At 59.0% G+C, this 17,435-nt stretch carries 17 protein-coding genes and 1 tRNA gene; 17 read left to right on the top strand and 1 reads right to left on the bottom strand.

Annotation, left to right across the window (positions count from 1 at the left end):
* Nucleotides 1–356: 356 nt before the first annotated feature.
* A complete protein-coding gene (locus tag C7123_RS01275) occupies nt 357–2,375 on the top strand; it encodes an ATP-binding protein (protein WP_069175508.1) in 2,019 nt (672 codons plus the stop codon).
* A gap of 62 nt (nt 2,376–2,437) precedes the next feature.
* The gene (ung, locus tag C7123_RS01270; RefSeq protein ID WP_069175507.1) at nt 2,438–3,100 is read left to right on the top strand and encodes a uracil-DNA glycosylase; all 663 of its coding nucleotides are present in this window, start codon (nt 2,438–2,440) and stop codon (nt 3,098–3,100) included.
* A gap of 219 nt (nt 3,101–3,319) precedes the next feature.
* Here ung and C7123_RS01265 read toward each other — a convergent pair.
* A tRNA-Arg gene (locus C7123_RS01265) sits at nt 3,320–3,396 on the bottom strand.
* A 962-nt stretch (nt 3,397–4,358) separates the two neighbouring features.
* Between C7123_RS01265 and C7123_RS01260 the strand changes: the two genes are divergently transcribed.
* The 15 genes from C7123_RS01260 (at nt 4,359) to C7123_RS01190 (ending at nt 17,410) form a co-directional block, all read left to right on the top strand.
* Complete coding sequence (locus tag C7123_RS01260; protein WP_069175506.1) at nt 4,359–4,958, top strand: nucleotide exchange factor GrpE; 600 nt, start codon at nt 4,359–4,361, stop codon at nt 4,956–4,958.
* A 35-nt stretch (nt 4,959–4,993) separates the two neighbouring features.
* On the top strand, nt 4,994–6,157 hold the full coding sequence (gene dnaJ / locus C7123_RS01255) for a molecular chaperone DnaJ (protein ID WP_069175505.1): 1,164 nt from the start codon (nt 4,994–4,996) through the stop codon (nt 6,155–6,157).
* Between the two features lie 14 nt (nt 6,158–6,171).
* A complete protein-coding gene (prmA, locus tag C7123_RS01250) occupies nt 6,172–7,032 on the top strand; it encodes a 50S ribosomal protein L11 methyltransferase (RefSeq protein WP_069175504.1) in 861 nt (286 codons plus the stop codon).
* 93 nt (nt 7,033–7,125) lie between these two features.
* Nucleotides 7,126–7,365: a YtxH domain-containing protein gene (locus C7123_RS01245; protein ID WP_037981983.1), complete on the top strand. Its 240-nt coding sequence runs from the start codon at nt 7,126–7,128 to the stop codon at nt 7,363–7,365.
* 6 nt (nt 7,366–7,371) lie between these two features.
* Nucleotides 7,372–7,803, top strand: a complete 432-nt coding sequence (locus C7123_RS01240) for a phage holin family protein (protein WP_069175503.1) — start codon at nt 7,372–7,374, stop codon at nt 7,801–7,803.
* Nucleotides 7,754–8,194: a hypothetical protein gene (locus C7123_RS01235; protein ID WP_069175502.1), complete on the top strand. Its 441-nt coding sequence runs from the start codon at nt 7,754–7,756 to the stop codon at nt 8,192–8,194. Before C7123_RS01240 ends, C7123_RS01235 begins: the two co-directional genes overlap by 50 nt.
* A gap of 201 nt (nt 8,195–8,395) precedes the next feature.
* Complete coding sequence (gene gap, locus C7123_RS01230; RefSeq protein WP_037999042.1) at nt 8,396–9,406, top strand: type I glyceraldehyde-3-phosphate dehydrogenase; 1,011 nt, start codon at nt 8,396–8,398, stop codon at nt 9,404–9,406.
* A 105-nt stretch (nt 9,407–9,511) separates the two neighbouring features.
* A complete protein-coding gene (locus tag C7123_RS01225) occupies nt 9,512–10,138 on the top strand; it encodes an NUDIX hydrolase N-terminal domain-containing protein (protein WP_037981987.1) in 627 nt (208 codons plus the stop codon).
* A 443-nt stretch (nt 10,139–10,581) separates the two neighbouring features.
* Nucleotides 10,582–11,616, top strand: coding sequence for a 23S rRNA (adenine(2503)-C(2))-methyltransferase RlmN (gene rlmN / locus C7123_RS01220; RefSeq protein ID WP_069175501.1), 1,035 nt, complete (start codon nt 10,582–10,584; stop codon nt 11,614–11,616).
* 72 nt (nt 11,617–11,688) lie between these two features.
* Entirely contained in the window at nt 11,689–12,726 is a 1,038-nt protein-coding gene (locus tag C7123_RS01215) for a DUF4837 family protein (RefSeq protein WP_069175500.1), read from the top strand.
* A 101-nt stretch (nt 12,727–12,827) separates the two neighbouring features.
* Nucleotides 12,828–13,949, top strand: a complete 1,122-nt coding sequence (pdxA, locus tag C7123_RS01210) for a 4-hydroxythreonine-4-phosphate dehydrogenase PdxA (RefSeq protein ID WP_037999050.1) — start codon at nt 12,828–12,830, stop codon at nt 13,947–13,949.
* 441 nt (nt 13,950–14,390) lie between these two features.
* On the top strand, nt 14,391–14,891 hold the full coding sequence (locus tag C7123_RS01205; protein ID WP_069175499.1) for an adenylyltransferase/cytidyltransferase family protein: 501 nt from the start codon (nt 14,391–14,393) through the stop codon (nt 14,889–14,891).
* 19 nt (nt 14,892–14,910) lie between these two features.
* Nucleotides 14,911–15,639, top strand: coding sequence for an SDR family NAD(P)-dependent oxidoreductase (locus C7123_RS01200; RefSeq protein WP_037981993.1), 729 nt, complete (start codon nt 14,911–14,913; stop codon nt 15,637–15,639).
* 3 nt (nt 15,640–15,642) lie between these two features.
* Nucleotides 15,643–16,569 carry a CDP-alcohol phosphatidyltransferase family protein gene (locus tag C7123_RS01195; RefSeq protein WP_037981994.1) on the top strand — a complete coding sequence of 309 codons (927 nt, stop codon included), beginning with the start codon at nt 15,643–15,645 and terminating at the stop codon, nt 16,567–16,569.
* A complete protein-coding gene (locus tag C7123_RS01190) occupies nt 16,562–17,410 on the top strand; it encodes a lysophospholipid acyltransferase family protein (protein WP_069176387.1) in 849 nt (282 codons plus the stop codon). The genes C7123_RS01195 and C7123_RS01190 overlap by 8 nt, the downstream gene beginning before the upstream one ends.
* Nucleotides 17,411–17,435: the final 25 nt, after the last annotated feature.

Here is a 17,435-nt window from a genome sequence, read left to right as displayed (position 1 = left end):
CGACATTCTTCGCCGTGAGGCGCTTTAGATTAGGAATGAAGATGTAATTGTTATAGTATAGATAGTGTTTTCGAGGAGCCTCGTCGGTCATGCTTTTAGCCGACGGGGCTTCTTTTTGAAGAGCGGAATGGGCCGCGATCTCCCGATCGAGGGGTGCACGCGCCATCCCCCCCGGACATATGTAGAAGCTGGTTTGAATGTATTGGATGATTGTTTTATGAAGCTGTTTGGGCGAATCTCCCCCATTTCTATTTCTGGTCTATCCGGGGCCTGTTTCTACCCTAATAAATTCCAAACAGCTTCTGAAAGCGACAAACGGCGTTTTGCCGGAAGAGGTGAGAAGACGGACGGAGTCAATGGATAGAATGACCACCATCGAACGTAGACGAAGAACGACGACGGAGCGTGCGTGGCTCGGTGTGCTATGGTGCCTGATCGTGGGTGCCGTGGCCACGGGCTGCCAACGCGGCGGGGAGCGTCGGCAGGAACCGACGGCCGCGGAACGGGCGGCACGGCGAGACTCGCTCGAGGCGCTATTCAATGCGCGTCGCTGGACCTCGGTCGATTCGCTTCCGGTGGCCCTTCGCGAAGCACGTGCCTCGGGTGACAGTGTGGCGGTAGCCGTGGCTTGTCGGGCGGCCGCGATGGCGTTGCAGAACAAGCAGCGGTTTGCCGAGGCGGCGCAGGTGGTGCAGACGGGGATTGAGGCGCTGCATGACACGCCCGACACGATCCTCGAGGCTGCGCTGCAAAACACGGCAGCCACGGGCTATCGACGCATGGGCGCCCTCTTCGAGGCTTCCGACCGACTCTACGATGCGCTGCACCGTGTGGAGACCTTCTCTGGCGCCGACTCGCCCGAGGGCAAACGTATGCGTGCCTTCCTTTACAACAACCTCGGCAACGTCTATAAATACCTCAATGACGGCGACGAGGCCGAGATCTTCTTCCGCCGCGCCATCGTACTGGACGAGGAGCTGGGCAACAACAATGGCGTGGCCATGAACTACTCCACGCTGGGTAGTATCTACGAGTACCGCAAGCAGAACGACTCCGCCTTGGTCTTCTACAATCGCGCCCTGGAGCGCAACATCCGCGGCGGATCGGCCACGGGCATAGCTATCTGTCACAATCACATCGGACAGCTGCTCATGAAACGCGGCGAAATGGACTCTGCGCTCGTCCACCACCGCGCCGCCTACCGAGTTCTTCAGGGCGAAGGTGAGGTGTGGAATCGGCAGCGGGCTGCCCTATCGATGGCTTGGATTTACCTACAGAAGAACGACCTCGAGGCGGCGCGTCGGCTGCTCGACGAGACGGAGGTCGTGGCCCTCCGCGCGCATTCCTTCGGCCATTTGGAGGAAACGTATTACTGTCAGGCCGAGTATTACCGTCGGCGGGGTGACTATCGCGCGGCTTCCGATCGGCAGGCGTGTTGCTTAGATTGTCGAGACAGCATGGCTCGACAGCGCGACGAGCGAGAGGTGGTCCAAAATCGCATCCGCTACGAACGCGAGAAGAACGACGCGGAGGTCTTCCGCCTGCACCGTCGCAACGAGGCCGTGGAGGCCAATCGGCAGCTCATCCTCTTCTCGTCCGTCCTGATCGGGTCGGTGCTCATCGTCCTGCTCGTGTTGGCCGTGTTGCTGATCCGCCTGCAACGTCGGCGCAACCGCGAACTGCACGAGATGAATGCGACGAAAGACAAGTTCTTCTCCATCATCTCGCACGACCTCAAGAACCCCGCCTTGGCCCAACGCAACGCCCTGCAAGCGCTCGTGAACGACGCTGCAGAGCTGGACGCCGAATCGCTCTCGCATTACTACGCCATGCTCCTCAAGTCCGCCGACGCACAGGTGGAGCTGCTCTACAACCTCCTCGACTGGGCGCGTGTGCAGACGGGCCGCATTCCCTTTACCCCGGTTACGTTTTCGCTCAGCCGTGTAGTCGAGGACGAGGTTTCGCTCATGCATATGCCCATCGAATCGAAGTCCATCCGCCTCACCGTCGACGTCTCGGACGATCTCTGCGCCAACGCCGATCGCAACATGGTCGCCACCGTCCTGCGCAACCTGCTCACGAACGCCATCAAATTCAGTCACCCGGAGGGCCGCATCGCCATCTCCGCGCGGCAAGACGGCGCATGGATCACCGTCTCCGTCGCTGACGACGGCGTGGGCATGTCGGCCGACAAGCTGCGCACCCTCTTCGACGCTGGCCGCGAGCAGTCCACGCGCGGCACCCGGGGCGAGACCGGCAGCGGCCTCGGACTCGTCGTCTGCAAACACTTCGTGGAGCGCAACGGCGGCCGCCTCACTGCCCACAGCGAAGAGTCGCGTGGCACCACTTTCCACTTCACCCTCAAAGCCAAGTGAGGAGAAAACAAAGCACCCGAACTACTCCCTACTACTTATAACTACCCTAACAACCCAACAACATGGACGTAAAAATGGAGCCGAGCTGGAAGACACGTCTGGCCGGCGAATTTGAGAAAGACTATTTCGTGAAACTGACCGATTTCGTGCGTCAGGAGTACCGCCAAGCGACGGTCTATCCCTCTGGGCCGAACATCTTCAACGCCTTTGCGCACTGTCCCTTCGACCGCGTCAAGGTGGTCATCATCGGTCAAGACCCCTACCACGAGCCCGGCCAGGCGCACGGGCTCTGCTTCTCGGTGCAGGACGGCACGCCCTTTCCCCCCTCGCTTCAAAACATCTTCAAAGAGATCACCGACGACCTCGGCCGACCGCGCCCCACGAGCGGCGACCTCACGCGTTGGGCCGATCAGGGCGTGCTGCTGCTCAACGCCACCCTGACCGTCCGCGCGCACCGTGCCGGATCGCATCAGGGGCATGGTTGGGAGACGTTTACCGACGCCGCCATCCGTTGCCTCAACGCCGAGCGACAGCACCTCGTATACATGCTTTGGGGAGCGTATGCACAGAAGAAGGGCGCCTCGATCGATACCTCGCGCAACCTCGTCCTCGCCTCGCCCCACCCTTCGCCGCTGTCGGCCCATCGCGGCTTCTTTGGCAACCGCCATTTCAGTCGCGCCAACGACTATTTAGTAGCCCTCGGCGAGTCGCCCATCGATTGGTGAGCAATCGTGGAGAATCCGGAACACGGATGGTATCCCTCGCGGTGTGCATCGAAGCACTTCGACTGGCATCCGAAATGCTGGAATCATTGATTTTGGGGCTCAGAAGGGCTTTCGAGTATGGTGTCTGGTGGGATGGAAACACTCCTACAGATAAAGAACAAACCCCTGCGCTGGATCTAAAAACAGAAGGCGCAAGGGCTTGTAATGAATGATGAAGGTTGGTGATTCCGGTGCGACTCGAACGCACGACCCACAGCTTAGAAGGCTGTTGCTCTATCCAACTGAGCTACGGAACCGTCGTTTTTTCTTTTTGCGGCGGCAAATATAGAAGCAGTTTTGATTTCGCCCCGCCTTGCGAGCGGCCTCTGGCAGGGCGACCGCATCAAAACGGCACCTTCCCGAGCCTTCTGTTCATCTACGAAACGTGGGGTTCGGCGTAAGAATAGAGTCAGCAGTTTCTACGGAAGCCACGCCATGGCCAAAACGTTTTTGGAAATGCTTGCAACACTCCCGCAAACGCCAAAAAGTTTTCCGAGGCACTTGCGGGGCTCCCGCAAACGCCAAAAAGTTTCTCGAGAGACTTGCGGGACTCCCGCAAACGCCAAAGCATTTCCCGTGGGGCTTGCGGGACTCCCGCAAACGCCAAAAAGTTTTCCGAGGCACTTGCGGGGCTCCCGCAAACACCAAAAAGTTTCTCGAGAGACTTGCGGGACTCCCGCAAACACCAAAAAGTTTTTCGTAGGACTTGCAACAGTGTTGCAAACGCCAGAAAGTTTTTCGTGAGACTTGCAACGGTGTTGCAAACGCCGAAAAGTTTTTCGTGGGACTTGCAACGGTGTTGCAAACGCCAGAAAGTTTTTCGTGAGACTTGCAACGGTGTTGCAAACGCCTGAAAGTTTTTCGTGAGACTTGCAACAGTGTTGCAAGCATTTCCAAAAGCACTATGACCGCTGCAGCGCGCTATCAAAGGCCATCTCTATGGATTAGGCCCCCCATTCCCTCGTCGAACTCACGTTACGGAAAGGAAGATCACGCGTGGGGGTGGGATCTCCACAGGTCGGCGAAAAGCCTGAAGGCTGGTGCGGTATTGATGCAGTTGCCCTGGCGGCGGCTAGGGCTGTGATAGCCAATTTCCGGCCTTGGATCATCTATTATCACCATGCAGCTATCCCAAGGAGAATCTGGGCCAACTTCTGGCAGCATATTTGCTAAGGAGGGGACACATATAAGAATAGGAACAATCAAAATATAGTATCATATGGATAGAAACGAGCCAATGACGGCCAATAATCAAGAGAACGAAGAAGGCACAGAGGCGACAAAAGTGCAGAGTGAAACAGAAAACACGTCAGCCGAAAACGTTATAGCTGACGATTTGACAGACACTGCAGCAACGCCAGATGGAGGTGAAGCCACGACCGACTGGGAAGCCAAATACAACGAGCTGAACGACTCTTACCTCAGACTGCGCGCCGAGTTTGACAACTATCGCAAGCGTACCCTACGCGAAAAGTCTGATCTGATCAAGAGCGGCGGTGAGGGTGCACTGATCGGCTTACTACCCGTGATCGACGATTTCGAACGGGCACTCGATACGATGAAAAAGGCGACCGACCCGAAGGCTGTGGCTGAGGGCGTGGAGCTGATCTATAGCAAATTCATGGACTACCTCGGTCGGCAGGGCGTGAAGCCCATCGAGGCCGTCGGGCAACCCTTCGGCACGGAGATGTTTGAGGCCGTCGCCATGATCCCCGCCCCAGACGAGGCGCAGAGGGGGCGCGTGATCGATTGTGTGCAGACGGGATACGTGTTGAACGATAAGGTGATCCGCCACGCTAAGGTGGTCGTCGGTGAATGATTCTCTCCAATATCAACTAAGAGGAATAGAAGACTGTGGAAAAAAGAGACTATTACGAAGTGCTGGGCGTGGCGAAAAACGCTTCAGCAGACGAGATAAAGAAGGCTTACAGGCAAAAGGCCATCCAGTATCACCCGGATCGTAACCCGGGCGATAAGGAGGCGGAGGAGAAGTTCAAAGAAGCCGCTGAGGCTTACGACGTGCTGAGCAACGACGAGAAACGCGCCCGTTATGACCGTTTCGGACATGCCGGAATGAGCGGTGCAGCCGACGGCGGTGCGGGTGGATTCGGCGGCGGTATGTCGATGGAAGACATCTTCTCGCAGTTCGGCGACCTCTTCGGCGGACATTTCTCTGGGTTCGGAGGCTTTAGCGGCTTCGGCAACGCCGGCGGTGGCCGACGTGTCGTGCAGCGTGGCTCCGACCTGCGTGTGAAGGTGAAACTCACGCTCAAGGAGATCGCTACGGGCGTGGAGAAGAAGATCAAGGTCAAGAAATACGTGCCCTGCACACACTGTCACGGCAGTGGGGCAGAGGACGAGAAGGCCGTCGAGAAGTGCCCCACCTGCCATGGCAGCGGTTACGTGACGCGCGTGGCCAACTCCATCTTTGGCCAAATGCAGACGCAGTCCACCTGCCCCACGTGCGGCGGATCGGGCGAGACGATCACACGCAAATGCGCCGAGTGTAATGGCGAGGGCGTCGTGCGTGCTGAAGAGGTGATCACACTCCATATCCCCGCAGGTGTGAGCGAAGGCATGCAGCTGTCGATGGAGGGGAAGGGTAACGCGGCGCGTCGTGGCGGTATCAATGGCGACCTGCTGATCCTCGTCGAGGAGGAACGTCACCCGGAACTGCTCCGTGACGAGAACGATCTTATTTATAACCTCCTGCTCTCTTTCCCGCAAGCCGCTCTGGGTGCGTCGGTCGAGATCCCGACGGTCGACGGTCGCGTGAAGGTGAAGATTGAGCCGGGCACACAGTCGGGTAAGGTGCTTCGCCTGCGCAACAAAGGTCTGCCTTCGGTCAACAGTTACGGTACGGGCGACTTGCTGATCAATATCAAGGTTTACGTCCCCGAGAAGCTGACCGCCGAGGAACGCAAGAAGATCGAGAGTCTCGTGGCCTCAGCCAACTTTACGCCCGATGCTTCGGCCCGTGAACGTGCCTTCCGCTCGTTGAGAGACTTTGAGGATTGACCCCCTGCACACCGATGGAATACTACGAGTTTCGATTCACCTACGACCATCCCGCAACGATGGATGCGGACACGATCAACGACGTCTTGGCCGCTGAGCTGGGCGCGATCGGTTTCGATAGCTTCGCTCCCGACACCGACGGACTGAACGCCTACGTCCCTGTGGCGGATTATCATCCCGAGTCGCTCGCACAGCTGCTCGCCGACTTTCCCCTGTCGGATATCGTAATCCGCTACACGCACACGTCCGTTCCCGATCGTGACTGGAACGAGGAGTGGGAGAAGAACTATTTCCAGCCCGTGCGCATCGGTCACGAATGCCTCATCCGTGCCTCCTTCCATCAGCCGGAAGAGGGTTTTGCGCACACGATCGTCATCGATCCGCGTATGGCCTTTGGTACGGGTAATCACGCTACGACAGAGCAGATGGTCCGAGCCATATTGCCGCTCGACCTGCACGGTCGGGAGGTACTCGACATGGGCTGCGGTACCGCCGTGCTGGCCATCTTGGCCGCACAGAAGGGCGCGCACCGTGTCGTAGCCATCGACAATGACGAGTGGGCCTATCGCAACGCCATCGAGAACTGTCGGCTGAACAATACGCCCGACATTCATGTTCTCCACTGCGGTGCCGAGCAGATAGCAGCCTGCGGTACGTTTGATTACATCTTCGCCAATATCAATCGGAATATCCTTCTGCGCGATATTTCGCATTACGTGTCTGCGCTTCGCTCGGGCGGACGTCTCTATTTGAGTGGATTCTATGAGTCGGATGTGTCTACCATAGCGCAGGAATGCCGCTCGCAACGGATGACATCAAGCCTCTATTCATCCCGTAACGAATGGGCTGTAGTGGTGGCTGCGAGGGAATGGTAAAGATCATTAAAAGCCCTCTATTTGGCAGAATCTTATTCTCCCGAATGCGTACGTTTGCCGAAAACACTAACGGATTTTTAATTGTAGGTCAATATGAAGAATAATGTAGACTCCAAGTTCTTACTGGGACTTCTAATCGGCGGGGCAGTTGGAGCCGCCATTGGCTATTTAGCCGCAACAGATAAGCGCGAACAGCTCATCGACGAACTTAACGACGTAGTCGGAAAGGTGAAGAGCACCGTAAACATGGCCATCTCGAAATACAAGGAAGGCCGCGTAGCTCCGATTATCGACGAGGTGGAAAGCGCCGCTGAAGATGCCGAACTCGTGTAACAGTTTATGAAGCGCGATTCGGAGCAATTCTTCCAGGAGATTAAGAAGGATTTGACCCGGTACGGAGAGCTCCGACTTGAGCTTTTGAAACTGGGGGCGTATGAGAAGGCGGGGAAAGTGTTTTCCGTCCTCTCATACAGCTTAATATTACTCACCCTCGCTTTCTTCCTAACCCTTTTCCTCTTCCTGGCGCTCGGATTCTTTCTGAGCGAATGGTTACACTCCACCGGCGTCGGATTCTCCATCGTCGCCATTCTCTATGTCATGCTCGTCGGAGGTGTAGTAGCCTTCAAGACTAAAATTCGGAGGCTGATCCTCAATGCTATACTCGATATGTTGATGAATGACGAAGACGACGAAGACACTCCACCCGTTACAAACGCACCTCATGACAACGACCACCCTGCCACAAACTCCGCTGAACAAACTGCAGGCTGAGAAACGCGAGTTAGAAGCGCTCTGCAAAAAGCAAGAAGAGCGACTCGCAGTGCACGCCCGGTATCTCCAAGACAATGCGGGCAGTCTGCTGCTCTCCGGCGTATCCGCACTGCTCTCCAGCACCGGTACACCGAAAGCAGAGAAGACTGAATCCACCACGCAACAGCGACCGCGTCCGCAATCGTTTGCCAAACGTCCAGCCGCAGCACCCGCCATCCCTGGGCTTCCCATGGGACTATCGACCTTGCTCAAGGTGCCCAAGATGGTCTCAATTGGCGCCGGGTGGATGCCGCTAGCATGGGAGGTGGCACAACCCCTTCTTATCACTTGGAGCATCAAGCGCGTCAAGCGGATTATCGGTGGTGCCTTCACCCGAAAAAAGAAAAAGTGACACCCCGCCCCGGTAGCCGGTAAACTCCTACTGAGGCGATCCCCCCCTAAAGAGAAAGAATGAGGCGTATCATCACCATCCTCTGTACCGCAGCCCTCCTCACCGCATGGCTCACATCTTGCGCAACGCCCTGTGGCTGTTAGCGCTCGAGCAACATATACAATCATCACACAATCATCAACCCTTTAAAGATTTACGATAATGACAAAAGTAGGTATCAATGGATTTGGCCGCATCGGACGGTTCGTTTTCCGTGCAGCCATCAAGAGAGATGACATCGAAGTAGTAGGCATCAACGACCTCTGCGCGGTGGATTACATGGCATACATGCTGAAATACGACACCATGCACGGCCGCTTCGAAGGCACCGTTGAGGCTGACGTAGAGCACAGCACCCTGACCGTGAACGGCAAGAAGATCCGCGTCACCGCCGAGAAAGATCCCGCCAACCTCAAGTGGAACGAAGTCGGTGCCGAGTATGTGGTAGAATCCACCGGCCTCTTCCTCACCAAGGAAAAAGCCGAAGGCCACCTCAAGGCCGGCGCCAAGTATGTCGTGATGTCTGCCCCCTCGAAGGACGACACCCCGATGTTCGTCTGCGGCGTCAACCTCGACGCTTACAAGAAGGGCACGCAGATCGTTTCTAACGCCTCCTGCACCACCAACTGTCTTGCCCCCATCGCCAAGGTGCTGAACGACAACTTCGGCATCGAGAGCGGACTCATGACCACCGTACACTCCGTAACGGCTACGCAGAAGACCGTCGACGGTCCCTCGATGAAGGACTGGCGCGGCGGACGTGCCGCCAGTGGCAACATCATCCCCTCGTCTACCGGCGCCGCTAAGGCTGTAGGCAAGGTGATCCCCGCCCTGAACGGTAAGCTGACCGGCATCTCTATGCGCGTCCCGACCCTCGACGTATCGGTGGTCGACCTGACCGTCAACCTGGCTAAGCCCGCCTCTAAGGAGGCTATCTGCAAGGCCATGAAGGAGGCTTCAGAAGGCGAATTCAAGGGCATCCTCGGCTATACCGAAGACGCTGTCGTATCGTCCGACTTCCTCGGTTGCACCCTGACCTCGATCTTCGACGCCAACGCCGGTGTTTACCTCACCGATAAGTTCGTGAAGGTCGTTTCGTGGTACGACAATGAGATCGGATACTCCAACAAGGTGCTCGACCTCATCGCACACATGGCTAAAGTGAACGGATAAACGCATCATTTGGAGGTACATTCTCCGGATTGTTATTTTTTAATGGTATTTCTCTTCGGGGCGTCACTCTCAGCAATGAGGGGGGCGCCTCGATCTTTATTCCCTATGGAAAAAGCCAAAGCACTCATCACCATCGCACAGCGCATGCGCGCTCTGGCGCAGACCGGACTCTCGTACTCCGTGAGTGATTACGAGACCGACCGCTGCCAGGAGCTGCTCCGCCTCAGCGACCGCATCACGTCCATCGTCAGCGGCCTCCCGGACGAGGAGATCGCCGCCTGCTACCACCCCATGAAGGAGTACGTCACCCCTAAAGTCGACATCCGCGCTGCCATCTTCAACGACCGCGACGAGATCCTCCTCGTGCGCGAAAAGGCCGACGGACGCTGGGCCATGCCCGGCGGATGGTCCGACGTGGGCTACACCCCCTCGGAGGTGGCCGTCAAGGAGACGAAAGAGGAGACGGGCCTCGACGTGCGCGTCGAGCGCCTCCTGGCCGTGCTCGACAAGCGTTGCCACGACTACCCCGCCTCGCCGCTCTACGTCTACAAAATGTTCATCCTCTGCACCGTCACGGGCGGCGAGCTGGCCGGCACGTTCGACATCCTCGACCAGCGTTTTTTCGCCCTCGACAACCTGCCGCCGCTCTCGCTCGACCGCACCCTGCCGGAGAATATCCGTATGGTCGACGAGCTGCGCCGTCACCCTGAGCGGCCCGTGGTGCTGGATTAATACGGGTTTAATCGCGCAGCCTGCTTGAGGTTCCGGCGGCATTTGCTTTGGCGTTTGCGCAGCCTGCGCAAGTCCCGCGGCATTTGCCTTGGCGTTTGCGCGGGCTGCGCGAGTTCTGCGGCATTTGCTTTGACGTTTGCGCAGCCTGCGCAAGTCCTGCGGCATTTGCCTTGACGTTTGCGCAGCCTGCGCGAGTCTCGCGGCATTTGCCTTGGCGTTTGCGCAGCCTGCGCAAGTCCTGCGGCAATTGCTTTGGCGTTTGCGCAGCCTGCGTGAGTTCTGCGGCATTTGCTTTGGCGTTTGCGCAGGCTGCGTGGGGTTCCCGGCAAATGACGCGGCCCCAGCGGGTACTCCCGCAAATGCCGCCGCATGGGCCGAAGAGCGGTGCGGAAAGGGAAAAATGACGGACTTTTGGGCCGTTTTTATCGATGACAAAAGGGAAAATGGAGCAGAAAACGAGTTTGCTGGGGATGACCATCGCGGAGTTGCGCACAGTGGCCGCGGAGGTGGGTCTGCCGGCCTACGCGGCGAGTCAGATGGCCGATTGGCTGTACAAGAAACGCGTGTCGGAGGTGGCGGAAATGACCAACATCGCGCTGCGGAAGCGGGAAGTGCTGGCCGCGGGCTACACCGTGGGCGCACGTGAGCCGGCGGAGGCGGCGCAGTCGAAGGACGGGACGGTGAAGTACCTCTTCGAAGCCGCCGCGGGGCGTTTCGTGGAGGCGGTCTATATCCCGGCCGAGGAGCGAGACACGCTCTGCGTCTCGTCGCAGGTGGGATGCCGCATGGCGTGCCACTTCTGCATGACGGGGCGGCAGGGACTGGGGGCGAACCTGACGGCGGGCGAGATCATGAACCAGATCCTCCGGCTGCCCGAGGCGACACAACTGACCAACCTCGTTTTCATGGGCATGGGGGAGCCGTTAGACAACGTGGATGAGGTGCTGAAGGCGCTAGAGATCCTCACCTCGAGCTACGGAGTCGGGTGGAGCCCGCGGCGGATCACGGTCTCGACCGTCGGCGTGGCGGCGCCGCTCAGGCGGTTTCTGGCCGAGAGTGAGTGTCATCTGGCCGTGAGCCTGCATTCGCCCTTCGCCGAGGAGCGCGCCCGACTGATGCCGGCCGAGCGAGCCTGCCCGGTCGAGGAGGTGGTGGCGCTGCTCAAGGAGTACGACTTTGCGCACCGCCGGCGGGTGTCGTTCGAGTACATCCTCTTCGACGGCGTAAACGACACGATGCGCCACGTGAAGGCGCTCTCGGCGCTGCTTCGGGGGCTGCCCTGCCGGGTGAATCTGATCCGCTTTCATGCCATCCCGGGCGTGGCGCTACGGAGTTGCTCGGCGGAGAAGATGATCTGGTTTCGCGACGCGCTGAATGCGCGGGGCGTAGTCTGCACGATTCGCACTTCGCGCGGGGAGGACATTCAGGCCGCGTGCGGCATGCTCTCGACCAAGCGACTTTTAGAGAAGAGACATTAGGGCGCACGCTACTTTTGGGCCGTACACATATACATTTATATATAGGACAACTAAACAGAGAGAGAAGACAATATGAAAAGGACCTTTTTCTTGACGATGATCATGGGCCTTGTGGCCCTGTTATGGAGCGCATGCCACACGTCGCCGTCGATCATTTCGGCCACCGGCATGCCGTACGAGGTGGAGGTGGTGACGACGCGCGCCCTCTGGGACGACACGGTGGGCGTGAGCCTGCGCGCCGAGTTGCAGCGGCCTATCAGCGGGCTGCCTCAAGCCGAGCCGTCGATGCGTGTGACGTTTGTCACGCCGGACGATTTCAACGGGCTGACAACCTATGTGCGCAACATCATCATCCTCACGGTCGACGCCGAGCGCTACACGAAGCTGTCCGTTCGGGCGGAGAAGGATCGCTGGGCGACGGGGCAGGTGGTGGTCTACATCTCGTCGCCGGACGAGGCGTCGGTGCTCACCTATCTGGCCGACCATCGCGGCGCGCTGACGGACTATTTCACGCGGCTGGAGATGATGCGCATGGCGCAGGTGATGCAGGAGACGTACAGCTCGCTGGTGATGGACTCGGTAAAGTCGAAGTTCGGCGTGATGCTCAATGTGCCATCGGACATCACCTCGTTTAAGGACACCACAAACTTCTTCTGGGCCTCGAACAACGCCAACACGGGTCGCATGGACGTGGTGGTTTACACCTTTCCCTACACCGACGAGAAGACCTTCACGCTGGAATACATGCAGCACATGCGTGACTCCATCCTAGGCGCGAACATCCCCGGAGCCTACCCGAACTCGCACATGACGACGCAGCCCATCGGCCTCACCTACACGCCGCGGACGCTTCAGGGCAAGTATTGTGGCGTATTGCGCGGACTGTGGAAGATGGAGGGCGACATGATGGGCGGACCCTTCGTCAGCTTCGCCCGGCTGGACGAGGCGAACCACCGCGTGGTCGTAGCCGAAGGCTTTGTCTACGCCCCCGAGACGGACAAGCGCAACTACATCCGTCGCCTCGAAGCGGGGTTGCACACGCTGCGCCTGCCCGGCGAGTTCGATAAGCCGCTGGACGGCGTGGAAGAGATGAACGGACAGAAGAACTAACAACGAAAATCGAAAAAGCTAAGAGCCTCATCGCCGCACTTATCGGCAGGGTTCTTAGCTTTTCGTTTTTCACTTTTCACTTGATAGCTTACAGAGACAGCATGGAAGAAAGATTGATTCGCGTGGGTATCACGCAAGGAGATATGAACGGGGTGGGATACGAGGTGATCCTGAAAACGTTCGCAGAAGAGATGATGACGGACATCTGCACGCCGGTCATCTATGGCTCACTCAAGGCGTTGCAGTATTATCGGGATACGCTGACGGACATCACCGAACCGGTGATTCCGAACGTCATCGCCCGCGCCGAGGAGGCGGAAGAGGGCCGTGTGAACCTCATCAATTGCGTGGCGGCCGACTGTCCCATTGCACCGGGCGAGTCGACCGCGGAGGGTGGCATGGCCGCCTTCGCGTCGCTCGAGGCAGCCGTGGCCGACCTCAAGCGGGGCGTCATCGACACGCTCGTCACGGCGCCCATCAACAAGCACAACATCCAGCACGACGGCTTCCACTTCCCCGGTCATACGGAATATCTCGAGGCCTGTTTCGGGGAGAATGGCGTCTACCGTTCGCTGATGATTCTCACGAGCGACAGGCTGCGCGTGGCCTTAGTGACGGGTCATGTGCCGCTGGCCAGCGTCGCCTCCCACCTCACGCCGGAGGCCATTACGGATAAGCTGATCCTCTTCAACACGTCGCTCAAGGAGGACTTTGGCATCGTCCGCCCACGCATTGCTGTGCTCTCGCTCAATCCCCACGCCGGCGACGCCGGACTGTTGGGCGAGGAGGAGGAGACCGTGATTCGTCCTGCGATGGCCGAGGCCAAGAAGAAAGGCGTGTTGTCGTTCGGCCCCTACGCCTCGGATGGTTTCTTTGGATCGAGCACTTTCCAACTCTTCGACGGGGTGCTGGCCATGTATCACGATCAGGGGCTGGCGCCGTTCAAGGCCTTGGTGATGGACGAGGGCGTGAACTTCACCGCCGGACTGCCTATTGTCCGCACCTCGCCCGACCACGGTACGGCCTACGACATCGCTGGACGCAATCGGGCCTCGGAAGCCTCGTTCCGACAGGCCATCTACGCCTCGATCGACATCTATCGCAACCGCGAGGCCTATCGCCAGGCTACCCTGCATCCCCTGCGTAAGGAGTTTGTCGACAAGGTCGGGAAGGACAACGTGAAGCTCGACCTCACCCAAGAGGTGGAAGAACCCGAGCTGTAGCGCCCCTGCCAGTCCCCGTCCCCTCCAGGGGATAGGGGCGTACCCGCCTGGAAAGTCCCCGTCCCCTGAGGGGATAGGGGCGTACCCTTCTGGAAAGTCCCCGTCCCCTGAGGGGATAGGGGTGTACTCGCCTGGAAAGTCCCCGTCCCCTGAGGGGATAGGGGTGTACCCGCCTGGAAAGTCCCCGTCCCCTGAGGGGATAAGGGCGTACCCGTCTGGAAAGTCCCCGTCCCCTGAGGGGATAGGGGCGTACCTGTCCGGAAAGTCCCCGTCCCCTGAGGGGATAGGGGTGTACCCGTCTGGAAAGCTCCCATCCCCTGAGGGGATAGGGGTGTACCCGTCTGGAAAGTCCCCGTCCTCCTGAAATTGGTAAGATCGAAACAGCTTCTACCTTTGCCCGCCGTGTAAAAATAGGTATCAGAAAATTCAAAACGGCATCCTATGTTCAAGAATAAAACGGTGGTTTACACCTCAGGGACATTCGACATGTTCCACTACAATCATCTTCGGATGATCAATTACGCCCGCAGCTTGGGCGACATTCTGATTGTCGGCGTGAGCACGGACGAACTCGTATCGTCGTACAAGGCGCCCCCCATCATCCCCTTCAACGAGCGGATGCAGATCCTCGAAGCCCTCAAGACGCCCGACATCGTCATCCCCCAACATACGCTCGACCATACCGAGATCGTTAAGAAGCTCAACATCGATGCCTTCGTGGTGGGCGACGACTGGTATGGAAAATACGACTACCTGCGCGAGCTCGACGTGCAAGTCTTCTACTTCCCTTACGGCACAGGCGTCTCCTCCTCCTCGCTCCGTAAGACCATCCACGACTCTTACGAGAAACACCTGCAGCAGGAGCGACAGGCCAAGCCCGAGTCGGTGAAGGGCATGAAGATCGGTCTTGACGACGAGCCGACGTCCGGCCAACCATCCTAACGCCGCACCCCAGAGAGATATGACTAAACAAGCATTGATCACGGGCGGTACGAAGGGCATCGGTCGTGCCGTAGCCGACGTGCTGGCCCGCGCTGGCTACGACCTGACGCTGACCTACGGCGCCGACACCGTGGCCGCCGAGGAGGCCGCGGAAGCGATCCGCACGGCGTCGGCCGTTCGGGTCGACCTGCTCCAGGCTGACATTACCGACCCCGCCTCCATTGCGCGTGTCGCCAGCCATTTCGAGGCCTCAGACGCCACGCTTGACGCCGTCGTCCTGAACGCCGGCACCACCTATCGCGCTTCGTTCGAGGAGCTGGAGCTGGCCGAGTGGGAGCGGCAGTTCTTCGCCAACGTACACTTCCCCGTCTTCCTCCTCCAGCGACTTGTGAAGCGCATACGGCGCGGTGCAGGCGTCGTCTTCACCGGATCGCTGATGGCCGTCGAGCCGCACGGCATGTCGCTCTCGTACGGCGTCACCAAGTCGGCCGTACATGCCCTGGCCAAGAACCTCGTCAAGTTTCTTGCCCCCTACGGCGTCCGCGTGAATGCCGTCGCACCGGGCTTCGTCGACACCGATTGGCACCGCACCAAGCCCGCCGAGGTGCGTCGCAACATCGAAGGGAAGATCGCCCTCGGCCGCTTCTGTAGCCCCGAGGAAGTAGCCGAGGTCTACCGGATGTTGGTCGAGAACAGTTATATGAACGGCGCAGTGGTCGTGGCGGACGGCGGATATTGCTATCGGTGAACCATGAGCGACAAGTCATTCGAAGCGTCCCTGAAATCCATCGAGACCGAGAACCTGATCGATCTCTATTTCTATCGCCCCATCGGCTATCGCCTGGCGCGCATGCTGCAGCACACCGGCGTCACGCCGAACATGGTCACCATCCTCTCCATCTTCGTCGGTGCCGGCACGGGCTACCTCTTCTACTTCACCGGCCGCCCGGAGTACACCGTGGCGGGCATCCTGCTGCTCATCGTGGCCAACATCCTCGACTGTGTCGACGGCCAGTTGGCCCGCTTGACCGGCATCAAGTCCGAGATCGGTCGCATCCTCGACGGCATGGCTGGCGACATCTGGTTCACCCTCATTTACGTTGGCCTCGCCCTGCGCCTCACGCACCTCTACGGTAGCGGTTGGTTCTTCGTGCCCGCCGTCGCTTCCGGTCTCTCGCATCTGCTTCAGGCCGGCATCACGGACTATTACAAGACGCTCCACCTCTACTTCGTCAGCAAAGAGAAAGGCCGCGAGTTCCATAGCATCGATCAGGTCAAGGCCCAGCAACGCGCCATGAAGAGCCGCACCAACCGCGCCTTCTTCGCCCTCTATGAGGTCTACACCCGGGTGCAAGAGTTTTGGACGCCCGCCCTGCAGCGCATGCTCCGCACGCTTCAGGCACGCTATGGCGACGACATCCCCGAGCCCCTTCGCCAAGCCTTCCGCAGTCGCAGCCGCCACCTGATGACGCACTTTATCGACTTCATGACCTTCAACGGTCGCACCGTCGTTCTCTTTCTGGTCATGCTCCTTAGCATACGCTGGAGCGGCATCGTGTGGATCTATTTCGTGTACGAGATCGTTGTGCTCAACGCCATTCTGCTCCTCTCTGTCCATCGGCACGAGCAGATTTGTCGTGACATCATCACCCTTGACGAACGCAGCCGGCATGAGTGAGCAGACCGACGTGAAGCCCGTCTTCGGCCTGGCCGATCTGCAGGCCGCTGCGCCCATCTTCCGCCACCGATGGGCCATCCCCATCGCTCGCCGGCTGATGAAATGGCTCGCCATCGACAAGGTCAACGCCATCCACACCCGACATTGCCACCTGCGTGGCGCCGCCTTCACCTCCGCCATGCTGGCCGACCCGATGATGGACGTGCGCTACAACATTCATCACGCCGAGCGACTCGACACCCTCCCCACGGGCGCCTTCATCACCGTCTCGAACCATCCCATTGGGTCGCTCGACGGCATCATCCTCATCGACCTTTTTGCCTCCCGCCGACCCGACTTTCGCGTCATGGTTAACGGCGTGCTGGAGCGCATCTGGGCCATGTCGGACAACTTCATCTCAGTCACGCCCAAGACGGGCAACCAAACGACGGCCCATCACGCCAATGTGGGCGGCGTACGCCTCGCCCTCGAAGGGTTGCGGAACGGTCACCCGATTGGATTCTTCCCCGCCGGCGCCATGTCGTTCGGTAACGCACGCGGCGAGGTGCTCGATCGGCCGTGGACGCACAGCGTGATCCGCCTGATTCGCAAGGCCGGCGTCCCCGTCTATCCTGTCTACTTCGATTTCCGCAACTCCCGGTTCTTCTACGGGCTGGGCTGGATCAGCTGGAAGATCCGCACGCTGCGCGTAGCGGCAGAGGCCTTCAACAAGCGCGGGCATACGGCCGAAGTCTACGTTGGCACCCCCATCGACCCGGACGTGATCCGTAGCTATACGGACGATGTGGCTCTGGCCGACTTCCTCTATCGCCGCACGTACGCGCTGCCGAAGGAGGATTAATCCCCCCGCCCAACCGATTGCCCCC

This window comes from Tannerella serpentiformis (assembly GCF_003033925.1).
GTDB classification, from domain to species: domain Bacteria; phylum Bacteroidota; class Bacteroidia; order Bacteroidales; family Tannerellaceae; genus Tannerella; species Tannerella serpentiformis.
Note: the sequence above shows the minus strand (reverse complement) of the source record. Positions and strands in the feature narration are given on the sequence as shown.